The organism is Luteibacter sp. P4_E6 (assembly GCF_056401535.1).
Map to the genome: position 1 here is coordinate 1 of NZ_JBFUJE010000084.1, position 12,336 is coordinate 12,336.

Consider the following 12,336-nt stretch of genomic DNA (forward strand, 5'->3'; position numbering starts at 1 on the left):
CCGTAGGCCTTGCCGTTCACGCCGTGCAGGTGCCAGAAACGCGAGTAGTAGTTCGCCGGCGACTGCAGGTAGAACGAAGAGGCATCCTTCCACTGCGTGGTGTCTTCCATCACGTGGCGGTTGAACGCTGCGCAGATCTGCGCCTCCAGCTGGCCTTCCACGCCCCACGGGTCGCTAGAGCGAGCCAGGTTGCCCTTGCCTTCCAGCACGTCCTGCGTGGTCGGCTTCTGCACGTTGAAGAGCATGCCTTCCGGCTCGTCCGCTTCGTGCGTATCCGCCCAGTTCGTGTGGGTGAAGGTCAGTACACCGTTGACCACGGTTCCTTCGAACTGCTTGGCACCGATGGTCATCTCAAGCACGTGGCTCTGGTAGTACGTCCAGGAATCGTCGATGTAGCTGTCGAAGTAATGCTCCTGCGGCTTGCCGACGTCGAACTGATCCTTGCCGGGAGCGAGGATCCGGACCGGATCCGCCTGGGTCAGCGCGAACTCGGCCGGCACTTCCTGGTTGTACTGCGCGAAGATCTGCGCGCGCGTCTGCGTGATGCCGGACGACACGTGACGGGTCTTGTTGCCGCCGAAYACATCGAGCGCGAGCGGGATGGAGAACTGATCCACCTGCGTCGTGTTGATGAAGATGGCGTTGTCGTTCCAGGTGAACTCGTACCAGTCGTAGTAGACGCCGATGTTCGGATCGGTGCCGTTGAGCGGATTGGGGCCCGCGAAGCCGATCGAGTTGTCGGCGGCCTTGAGCACCTTGATGTACATCGGTTCACCAACCGAGACGAAGATGCGACCCGAATCCAGCTTCGGCAGCAGGAGCAGCTTGGACTGCGCCAGCGTGAAGAAGTAGTTCGGATAGTTCTGTCCGTTCTTGGTGAGGTGGCCGTTGCCGTCGTTGTCCTCAACCGCGAGCGGCGCGATCGTGCCATCCGGCTTGACCCACGAGAACACGTTCGTCTTCGGATCGCGACCGATCACCGCGACGTACACCTTGTCGTCGGTCCACTTGCCATTGGTCGTGTTGCGCAGCTGGGTGCCGATGAAGCCCGGATACACCGAGTAATCGAAGCCCTGCGACGGATCGTTGGAACCGGGGTTGGTCGGCTGCGTCGGCGTCGTGCCACCGCCGTCGGTACCGTAGACCTCGAGCTCCCACAGCGAGTAACCGTACTGCGTGCTGCGCTTGATGCCATGCATGCGGACGTACTGCGCCGAAACCGGCGTGAACGTGCGCGTTTCCACGCCACCCGTGCTCGCCGGATTCGCGTCCGCCGTCTGCCAGGTTTTGTGGTCGGTCGACACTTCGATCGCGTACGACGTGGCGTGCGCGTTCTCCCAGTTGAGCACCACCTTGTTCACCAGCTTGACCGAACCGAGATCCACCTCGATCCACTGGTCATCGGTGAAGCCGGACGACCAACGCGTGMTCGCATCGCCATCGTTGACGTTGCCCGGCTTGAACGCCACCGGATTCTCCGAATCCGAAGCGACCACCGGACGGTTCAGGGCGAGGTTGCTCGTGCCCGACACCGGCGGCTGCTGAGCTGCTGGCTGCTGCACGGTGAGCGTCGCGGCCTGACTCGTAGCGGTACGACCCGCCGTGTCGGTGACGACCACGTCGTAGTTACCCGCGTCGGCGACCGCGGCCGTGAAGCCGAGGCTGGCCTGGGTGGCACCGGCGATCGACGCACTGTTGCGGCGCCACTGGTAACCGACCGTTCCATTGGCCTTGACGCCGACGGTGAAGTTCACCGCCTGCCCTGCCGTCACGCTCTGCGACTGTGGCTGCCCGACGATGGTCGGGGCCGTGGCAGCGTAAACCTCGAACTCGAACATCGAGACGCCGTAGTCGGTGTTGCGCTTGAGGCTGTTCATGCGCACGAAGCGTGCGGTCTGCACCGGGAAGGTCTGCGTGTCCACGCCGCCCTTGCCGACGACCGGACCGACGACCGTGTTCCATGCCTTTCCATCGGCGGAAACGTCGATCGTGTACTGGGCCGAAGACGCATTTTCCCAGCGCATGATCACGTGGTCGAAGCTCTTCGGCGTGCCGAAGTCCACGATCAGGTCGACCGGATCCTGCTTCTGCACGGAACCCCAACGGGTGGTGAAGTCGCCGTCGATGGCCGCACCGGGATTGAGATCCGGACGCTCCGTCGTGTAGGACGACGATGCCGTGGCACCGATGGCGATGTTCACGCCACCCTTGCCGTCACCCGGCGTACCCGGGCTGGGCGGATTTCCGCCACCGTTGTCGTTGCCACCGCCGTTGTTCGGCTGCGTGACCGGACCGGCCCACGTCGGCGGATCGTTACCGGCGCTGGAGTTGTCGACCGTCAACAACACGTTGTTGCTCGCGGTGGTGAGGCCTTGCGCACTGACGACATTGACGCGGTAGACGGTGCCATTCTGGGCGGCCGTAAGGGCCCGCGTGGCGTACTTGCCGTCGGCCGTGCTCGACACGAACGTGAGCACGTCCTGGTCGTTCGCGTCCTTGGTCACGGTGTACCAGTCGTAGCTGAGCGGACCGACACCCGTCGCCGTCACGGTGAAGGGTGCGGAACGACCCACACCAGCGGTCTGGTTGGTGGGCTGGGCGGTAATGGTCGGAGCTACCACCTTGGTGCCCTTCACGCAGAGCACGTGGCCCGGGTTGTTTTCCGCCACTTCACGGCGGATATCACCCAGATAGCTCACCTGGAAGGCAAAGGTGGAGTCGGTCGGGTCCTGTCCGTCCGTCCACGTGTTCCACGCGCCCGGGAACGCCTCGCTCGAGTAGTTCTGGCCGCTGATCGCCAGCGCTTCATCGACCGTCGGAAGGCGCATACCGTCCTTCGCGCATGTCTGGACAGCGACCGACTGCGTGAACTGCGCACCCTGATCAGCGAAGCCGCGCTGCACGCGGTCCCACTGCAGGCCACTCAGGTTATCCGTTACCAGGTTCGAACCGGTCGCGGAAGTGTAGCGATCCGTGACAGCGCAGCAACCCGCCGAGTTGTAGACCTCGAACTCATAAAGCGAGTAGCCGTAGGCCGTGGCGCGATGAATGCCCTGCATGCGCACATAGCGACCCTTCACCGGGTGGTCGAAGGTGAAATCCTCCGTGCCGCCGAGGCTGGTGTCGGTGTGGTACGCGTCCTGGAAGCCCGTGTTCGGATCGTCCGAATACTGGATCTTGTACTCGGTGGCGTGGGCGTTCTCCCACTTCAGCACGACACGGTTGAACGTGCGCGACGAACCGAGATCGACCGTGATGAAGCCGTTGTCATCACCGACTTTCGAGCCCCAGCGGGTCGTCTCATCACCGTCCACGGCCTGCCATGCGGCAGTACCCTGCACGTTCTCGACTTCCGACGAGAGCGTCGCCTTCTCACGGGCGAGGTTCGCACCCGGCGGCGCCAGGGTGAGCTTCGCGGTCGTGGTCGCCACGACCCCGGTGATATTCGTCACCGTGACCGTATACGTACCGATATCGCTCTGCTGCACAGACTGGATGGCGAGCGTGGGCAGGTCGTCGCCGACCGCCACGCCACCTACCGACCACTTGTAGTGGAACGGCGCGGTGCCGGCGACCAGGTTGGTCACGTCGAACGTCGCCGGCTGGCCCGGGTTCGCACGAACATCGGCCAGGGTGCCTGTGAAGACCGGCGGACGCGGCTGATTCACGGTCAGATGCGCGGCCTGCGACGGCACGGAGCTGCCGAAGTTGGTGACGACGACCGAGTAGTCGACGTTGCTGTCGGCGACAGTGAGCGTCGGCGTGTCGTAGCTCGGGCTGTTCGCCCCCGGAATGGCCGATGCACCCTTCATCCACTGGTAGGTGAGCGTCGGCGAACCGTCGGCCACGACCTGGAAGTGGGCCTGCTGGCCTGCATCCACGTTCTGGGCAACGGGCTGTGTGCGGACGACCACCTGGCTGAAGGCGAAGACCTTGAGCGCAGCAGGACTTGACTCCTGGTCGGGGCCCTGGCCGTGCACGACCACGGTATACGCGTTGCCGTCGTCGCCGGTCGTCGAGGCCGGCGTGACGTAGCTTGCGCTTGTCGCACCCGGAATCTCCACGCCGTTCTTCTTCCAGGTGAAGGTCAGCGGCGGTGTGCCGGAAGCGGTCACGGAGAAGTGGCCAACGTCACCTACGGTCACGTCCTGCTCGATCGGCTGGGCAATGATCGACGGCGGACCCGACGCGATCGGCGGTGCCGGCACGTTGACGATAGCGAACGTGGCGGAGCCGGCCGTGAGGCCCGGTGCGGTGGCGGTCACCGTCACCTGGCCCGGTGTGAACTTCGAGCGCAGCGCGATCTTCTGCAGACCGCCCTCGAACTGCAGTTCCGGCGAACCCGGCGAGTGGTAGCTGTGGATCGGCTCGGCAATACCGCCATTGTTGTCCGGCACTTCGCCGGCGCTGTAATCGACGTACTGCTGCGTGCCACCCTGGTACGTCACGATCGACGCGCCACTGGTCACTTCGAAGGTCACCTTCTGCGCGGCATCCGGCACGACGACGTTGTTGGCGTCAACGACCTTGGCAACGATGAAGGCGGCATCCGAACCGTTGGCCGTGACCTGGAAACGCGTGCCATCCGGCTTGACCACGTTGGGCACGACATCGAGCTCGATGTGATCGGCCTTGCCTGCGGTGGTCAGCGTATCCGCCACCGGCTGCCCGTCGGCACCCGTGCGCACGCTACCCAGTGCGTCGATGCACTGCGCGGTCGCGGTACCCGGCTGCCAGGTGACATTCCAATGGACCTGGCCCGGCAGCTTCGTGGTGGCCTGCGCCTTGTCGGAACCGACGATCTTGCCGGTGTCTTCGTCCGTGGGACCGTTCTCGACAGCGTACGAGGCGTCGTCGATCGTGTCCCAGCGGTTCGGCACCTGGTCGCTGCCCTGCGGTACGCCATTGACGAGCAGGCGGACGGCCGGGCAATTGCTGAAGGCGTTGACCTGGATGTCACCCGTGCGATTCCAGGTGTTGGCCAGCTTGACGACCGGACGCAGGTCGTAGGGCACCCAGACGGACTCGTACACGTAGTACAGCATGCGCGGGAAACGATTAGCATCGGTCATCGACGCGTTATTGCCGCGCATATTGTGACGAAAACCCTTGATCGGCTTTCCATCCGGGTGCGTCGCGATCGTCTTGTCGGGATTTAGCTGGTAGGCCCAATGAGTGGCGTCCTCCAGTCCCTCGACGGCCTCGATGACTTCACCCGGCGTATCGGACATGTACCACTGGGCCATGCCGAACGTGCCGACCTTGCGGGCCTGGGAGTAAGGCACGAGGTAGTTCAGCGCGAAGGCCAGCTCGTAGTCGTACGAATGACGCAGCGTGCCAGGACCCCAGTATTCCGCGCCCCAGGCGGGCTTGTTCGGAAACTCAGTCGAGTGCAGATAGGTTTCGCAGCCGGCCTTCGAGCAGCTGAGGATGTCGCCATTGGCGGCGTCCGGCGTGCGGTCGGCTGCGGCGCGCGGGTTGATGCTGTCCCAGGTCCGGGCCAGCGCGCGAAGCTCGACGRCAAACGGCGTCGACATCACGCCATTGTCGTGCTCCCACGCCAGGATCGACGGATGGCTGCGATCGCGGATCACGATGTCACGATGGACCTCGCGCTTGATCGTCCACATGTCGTTGCACTGCTTGGTCAGTTCCGGCTTTGCTTCGCCACCACACGGGTTGGCGAAGCCGTTCTCGCCGTCGCCACTGGGCTGCACGATGAAAACGCCCAGCGCATCCGCGGCCTCGACAAACTCGGGGCTGGACGGGGAATGACCCGGACGCCAGAGATTGCCGCCACCGGCAGCGAGCTGCTGCAGATCGCGCCACTGCTGCTCTTCAGGCACGGACGAACCTAGCGCGGGATAGTCGTAGCGGCCCGAGCCGCCCCACATATATTGCTTCGCGCCGTTGACGTACGGGAAGTCCTTATCCCAGGTGATGACACGGATGCCGAGCGTGCTCTGCTTTGCATCCACCACCACACCGTCGATGCTTACCGTATGCAGCACCTTGTACAGGTAAGGCTTGCCGTTGATGCTGTTGTTCGGATACCACAGGTGCGGGTTGCTCACCTGGATGGTTTCGTCGAACACCGGGGTTTCGTTATTCGGCACGAAGTTCGCCGGCAACGTCTTCTGCTGCTGATCGGATTTGACGACGTTGCCGTCGGCATCGACGATCTGCGTGGTCAGCGTCACCGACTTTGCCGCGTTGGTCTCATTGACGACGTTGGTCTGGACCTTGACCGTCGCCGTGGTGTGATCCGCGCTGAGACTCTGGGTGCCTACATACGTGCCCCAGGTGTTCTGGCCCGCGTAGACGTTCTCCGGGATGTGCACGAAGTTGGTCACGTGCAGTTTTACCGGACGGAACAGGCCGGCTTCGGCCTGGCCGAAGCGGAACGAGCCGGAGAAGCCGGGATCCTCGAAGAAGCCCCCACCACTGCGACTGACCTTAACAGCCAGCACGTCGGTGCCGTCGAACTTGAGGAAGGGCGTCAGATCCACGATGTGCGGCAGGAAGCCGATCACGTGGGTCGCGTTCTCATCCGCCTGGCCCGGCTGGTTGAGCACGCCGGTACCGGGAACGAAATGACCGTTGATGTAGACGCGGTCACCCGTGTGGGCGCCTTCGAACTCGACCATGACTTTCTTGCCGGCGAACTTCGCCGAGTCGTCGAGCTTGACGCGATACCAACTGGTCTCGCCATCCAGGCTGCCCTGGCCGCCGCCAGACTCCTGATTGATGAAAGTGGTGAAATCGTTGGCAGCGTGCGGAATACCAACGGTCAGCCATGCGCTGTCGTTGAAGGTCGGGATCGCACCGTCGTCGCCATTCGGCAGCGGTGCGTAGACGACCGGGTCATTCGGGTTCTGCACGGCCTGCTTGGTGTATTTCCAGGGTCGTGCGCCGAGATTGATGTCCTGGCGATCCGATGGCGCGAGGGTGACCGCCTGCGCGGTCATCGTCGCGCCAAGGAGTACGGCCGCGAGCAGGCTTGCCAGCCGCCCTCGTCCGTTCGCCCCGCGTTGCAGTATCGGGTGTGTCTTCATTGGGTAGGGGTCCCCCTGTGAGAGCCGCTGAGGGACAGCGCGTTCGCAACACGCACGACGGCAYGAGCCGGCGGGAGGAGCTGCCGGCTGTACTGCTGTCGATACGAGGTGAGTGGAGGGATTTAGCCGTCCATACGCTGTCTGCCGGCGGATCATCCGCTTGACTGATGACAGTCACAATACCTTGCGGTCACCTATCAAGGACTTTCGCCACCATACGCTCGCGTTCCGTGACGCAGGTCATATTTGTACGACACTGGATAGAATCGGCCAAGAGGATTCTCCCTCATCGTGCTGAGCTATCGCGACATCCCTCTATCGAGGTATCTCGCGGTGCTCATCACTTCTTCGACAAGGCGTCGAACTGCTGCTGAAGGTAGCTGCTGGTGCTACCGAGCTTGGTCATCATGGTATCCAGCGCAGTGAACTGCTTCGTGGTGCGGTCGACGAAGGACTGCATCGTGATTTCGAAGTTCGCCTGCTTCTTGTCGATATCCTTGGTGCGCGCGTTGAGGTTGGCCGTGCGCTGACTGAGGATGCCGTTCGTCGAGGTCCAGTCGGTGATCAACTTGTCCAGCTTCACGGTGGCACTCTGCGAGCCACTGAGGAGTTCCTGGGTCTCCGCGGGAGAGGTGGCGAGCACCTTCGTCAGCTTGGTTCCATCGAACTTCAACGTTCCGTTGAGCTGGAACGCCACGCCGAGATCGCTCAACGAGTGCGGGCCTGCCGCGTTCCCCGATGTCTTCGAACCGACCAGCGTGGAGATCTGGCTCTTGATGGACGTCACCGTGGCGTCGCCGATCAACGCGCCGACCTGCTGGTTCGTCTGGTCGTACTTGGTCAGCGCCTGGTAGGTCGAGATGAACTGGTTGTATGCGGTGACCAGCGAGTTCAGGCTGGTGGCGACGGCACTCGAATCGGTCTGGATGTCGACCGTGCTGGTGCCGATCTTGGTCAGCGTGAGCGTCACGCCGTCGATCGCCGACGCGACGGTGTTCGTCGGACTCGTCGCCTTGGTATTACCGTCGATGGTGAACTCGGCATCCTGCGCCGCGGTGATCGCGGTGTCCTTCGCCGGGTCGAAGGCGAGTTGCGAGAGATCCGCGTCGCCGTTGGCGGACACCGTGAATGCGTTCTGCTTGCCGGTCGAGGCTGAGGTCAACGTCAGGTGCGCACCGTCCGTGCCCGTGACGATGCTGGCCGTGACACCGGGATTGCCCTGCGCCTTGTTGATCGCGTCGCGGATGTTCTCCAACGAGTTCGCCGGCGGTTTGACGTCGAGGGTCATCGACCTGGCGCCGATAGCGATCGTCAGCGTGCCCGTGCCCACCGCCGCCTTGCCGCCGGCCAACGCCACGGAGGTGGTCTTCTGGGCAGCGGCCAGCCTGGTCACCTCGATGCTGTAGTTGTTGGCACGTGCATCGGGGTCGGCCACGGCCGAGAGCACGGTGGGCTCGCTTATCGAGGTCTTGTGCGCCTTGAAGGCCGAGCCATCCGACAGGGACTTGATCGCCTTCTGCAGATTCGTCAGCGACGCAGTGAAGTTGCCTACCGAGGATATCTTCGTCTTGTTCGTATCTTCCAGCTTCGCCAGCGCCTTATCCGTCGCCTTGCGCTTGTTGTCCGATAGATTCTTGACGATGCCGGCGACGTCGATCGAGCTCGAGCCGAGATTGATGGTATTGGTTGCCACGAGGTTCTCTCCTTGAGAACGCCTGCCCAGGGCGTCGGGATCTTGACGGCGCGGGCGCCGTCACGCTGATATCCCTACTCGCAAGCAATTACGATGCCATCGTAATTTTTTGATCGGGCCCTCAGGACGCGGTGCCGCCGACCGTCATGGCGTCCACCCGCAGCGTCGGCTGGCCGACACCGACCGGGACGCTCTGCCCGTCCTTGCCGCATACGCCAACGCCTTCGTCGAGCTTGAGGTCGTTGCCGATCATCGAGACCCGGGTGAGCACTTCCGGGCCGGAGCCGACCAGGGTCGCGCCCTTGACCGGACGCGTCACCTTGCCGTCTTCGATGAGGTAGGCCTCGCTCGCCGAGAAGACGAACTTGCCGTTGGTGATGTCGACCTGCCCGCCACCGAAGTTCACGGCATACAGGCCGCGCTTCACCGAGCGGATGATTTCTTCCGGCTCACGATGACCCGCGAGCATGTAGGTATTGGTCATCCGCGGCATCGGTAGCTGGGCGAACGACTCGCGGCGACCGTTACCGGTGGACTTCACGCCCATCAGCCGTGCGTTGAGCTTGTCCTGCATGTAGCCCTTGAGGATGCCGTTCTCGATCAGGGTGGTGCACTCCGTCGGCGTGCCCTCGTCGTCGATGCTGAGCGAACCGCGGCGGCCAGGCAGCGTGCCGTCGTCGACGATGGTGACGCCTTCGGCGGCGACGCGCTGTCCAATGCGGCCGGTGAAGGCCGAACTGCCCTTGCGGTTGAAGTCGCCCTCGAGGCCGTGTCCGATCGCCTCATGCAACAGCACGCCGGGCCAGCCGGGACCGAGGACGACGGTCATCGTACCGGCCGGGGCGTCTACCGCCTCGAGATTGACCAGCGCCTGACGCACGGCTTCGTCGGCAAAGCCGTGAGCCCGACCGTTGGCGATCAACTCGCCATAACCGTAACGGCCGCCACCACCCGAATGGCCCTGCTCTCGCCGGCCGTTCTGCTCGACGATGACCTGGATGTTGAGGCGAACGAGCGGACGCACGTCAGCCGCCAGCGTGCCATCTGAGCCGGCGACGAGGATGGTGTCCAGCGTGGCGGCCAGGCTGACCACGACCTGCTTGACCCGCGGGTCGCGAGAGCGCGCGTACGCGTCGATTTCGCGCAGCAGCTTGATCTTGTCTTCGTTGGGCAGGCTCTCCACCGGGTCGATGGCCGGATAGAGACCGCGACCGGTGGTAATCGCCAGCGGCTTGCCCGCACCGGCGCCGCCCTGGGCGATGGCCCGGGCCGCACGCGAGGCTTCGAGCAGCTGCGGCAGGACGATTTCGTCGGAATAGGAGAAGCCGGTCTTTTCGCCCGAGATGGCGCGGACGCCGACACCCTGTTCGATGGAATGGCTGCCGTCCTTCACGATGCCCTCCTCCAGCACCCAGGACTCGCTGCGCGAATGCTGGAAATAGAGATCGGCCGCGTCGATCGAGGGCCCCATGATCTGGGAAAACACGCGATCCAGGTCCGTGGAAGCAAGGCCGCCGGGGGTGAGCAGGCGACGTTCGGCGAGGGAAATCAGGGAGTCCATCAGGTCTGCCGGTAGGAATTCGGGGTAACCCCGGATTTGGGGTCGGATGCGGCCAGCTTAAACCCTCCGGGGCCGGCCAACAGACCGGTCGGGACACAAGTTGCTACGATGTCGTTCAATCCATCGGGACGGACACCATGAGCAAGGGAATCAAGCGCAACTTTGCCCGCCGCGTCGCCACGGCGCCTGTCAGGCGGGCCGAGGCGGTGGTGGACGAAACCCGCGACCTGCTACACAAGAGCGGCGGGCTGTCTCCGGCCAAGGCCATGGTGAGTACGGCTATCGCCCTGTCGCTCGGCTTTCTCTGCCTGCTTGCGGTCATCGCCTTCCACTACCCCCAGTACCTCACCACGCCGGACCTGCGACACAAGTATTCGGTCGACGTGCTCCGCCAGGCCCTGCTCGGTGGCCTGCTTGTCGCCGGTGGCCTCGCCCTTGCGAACGTCATCCTCGGCCGCAAGCGCAATCTCAACATCGCGGCCTTCATCATGGTGATCGCCGCGGTCGCGCTGGGCGGCTCACGCGTGCCGGTGGGGGCCTTCCCCGATCACACGCCGTATATCGGCCTGGACTGGTTCATTCTCGACCTGCTCGGCTCGACCGTCCTGTTCGTGGTGATCGAAAAGCTCTTTCCGCTCTACCGCGGACAGAGCGTCTTTCGCTTCGAGTGGCAGACCGACATGAAACATTTCGCCGTGAACCACTTCATCGTGGGTCTGGCACTGCTGATCGTGAATTTCCTCATCCACCATGCCTTCGGCTGGCTGGTGAGCAGCAAGTTCCAGCAGATGATTGCCGGCATCCAGTTCGTGCCACAGCTACTGCTGTGCGTCCTCGTCGCCGACATGGCGCAATACTGGACGCATCGCGCGTACCACGAAGTCCCCTTCCTCTGGCGCTTCCATGCCGTACACCACAGCGTGAAGACCATGGACTGGCTGGCCGGATCGCGCCAGCACATGCTCGAACTGATCTTCACCCGCGTCTGCGTGCTGGCGCCACTCTATGTGCTCGGCTTCAGCGAGGCGGTGATGAATGCATACATCATCGTCGTCGGCTTCCAGGCGGTGTTCAACCACGCCAACGTGCACCTGCCCTGGGGTCCGCTGAAGTACGTCGTGGTCACGCCGGACTTCCACCACTGGCACCACGCCTCGGACGACGAAGCGATCGACAAGAACTATGCGGCGCATTGGGCGTTCCTGGATTACCTCTTCGGCACGGCTGTGAAGGCCACGAAGACGAAGTTTCCCGCGAAATACGGCGTCGTCGGCGATTACATGCCGGAGGGATTCGTCCGGCAGCAACTGTTCCCGTTTCGTCGGCAGAAGCCGTGATCAGGGGCGAGGGCTGCGTTTGGCCGTAGGCGCCGACCTGGGCTCGGCGCGCTTTCTTGCAGGAAGGGTTTTCGACAGTTCTGACCACGGGACGATGGCGGCCAGGGTGTCGGCCATAAGGTCGCGTGTCATGAATCGATCGTAGCTTTCCTGCAAACCCGTCCAGAACTCCTCCGACTGCCCAAAAAAACGTGACAACCGCAAGCCGGTGTCGGCCGTGATAGCACGCTTCTCAGCAACAATCTCACCGATTCGCGGAGCCGGCACGCCTATCGCCTTCGCCAGGCGATACTGACTGAGACCCAGCGGCTTTAAATACTCTTCGAGCAGGATTTCGCCCGGATGGGGATAGGGAACTTCGCGCACGATTGCGCTCCTTTCAGTGGTAGTCGACGACGGTCACGCGATGTGCGTGCCCGTTGCTCCAGACAAAACAAATCCGGTACTGGTTGTTGATCCGGATGCTGAACTGGCCGCCCCGATCGCCCTGCAGTGCCACCCTCGAAGAATGCTTGCACGTCCGGATCGCCGTAGGACATGATCATGACTAATAACGCCGCTCGATAATAACGAGAGAAGATATTATTCACAAGGTTGTCTTTGGACTGCCGGTGCAGGGATAGCGCGGCGGTCGGCGGCTGACTCGGCCTAGCCGCGGGCTCGACCCAGGGGCAGCGCAGAGTGTTGCGC

General features: G+C 63.3%; 5 protein-coding genes. 1 reads left to right on the top strand and 4 read right to left on the bottom strand.

All coding sequences use genetic code 11. The features are described 5' to 3' along the window. The 3 genes from AC1DT2_RS07760 to tldD form a co-directional block, all read right to left on the bottom strand. Window positions 1-7,055 (bottom strand): beta-1,3-glucanase family protein (locus AC1DT2_RS07760; protein WP_477295644.1); only part of this gene is annotated, 7,055 nt, incomplete at its 3' end. Window positions 7,056-7,395: 340 nt separating this feature from the next. After that, window positions 7,396-8,748: a flagellar filament capping protein FliD gene (gene fliD / locus AC1DT2_RS07765; RefSeq protein ID WP_477295646.1), complete on the bottom strand. Its 1,353-nt coding sequence runs from the start codon at window positions 8,746-8,748 to the stop codon at window positions 7,396-7,398. A 121-nt stretch (window positions 8,749-8,869) separates the two neighbouring features. Beyond that, window positions 8,870-10,309 carry a metalloprotease TldD gene (gene tldD / locus AC1DT2_RS07770; protein WP_063571135.1) on the bottom strand — a complete coding sequence of 480 codons (1,440 nt, stop codon included), beginning with the start codon at window positions 10,307-10,309 and terminating at the stop codon, window positions 8,870-8,872. Between the two features lie 137 nt (window positions 10,310-10,446). Here tldD and AC1DT2_RS07775 point away from each other — a divergent pair, with 137 nt between their 5' ends. Beyond that, window positions 10,447-11,646 (top strand): sterol desaturase family protein, encoded by a 1,200-nt coding sequence (locus AC1DT2_RS07775; RefSeq protein WP_063571136.1) that lies wholly within the window; start codon window positions 10,447-10,449, stop codon window positions 11,644-11,646. On the opposite strand, the gene AC1DT2_RS07780 is transcribed toward AC1DT2_RS07775, so the two are convergent. After that, entirely contained in the window at window positions 11,647-12,012 is a 366-nt protein-coding gene (locus AC1DT2_RS07780; RefSeq protein ID WP_063571137.1) for a HigA family addiction module antitoxin, read from the bottom strand. Window positions 12,013-12,336 lie beyond the last annotated feature (324 nt).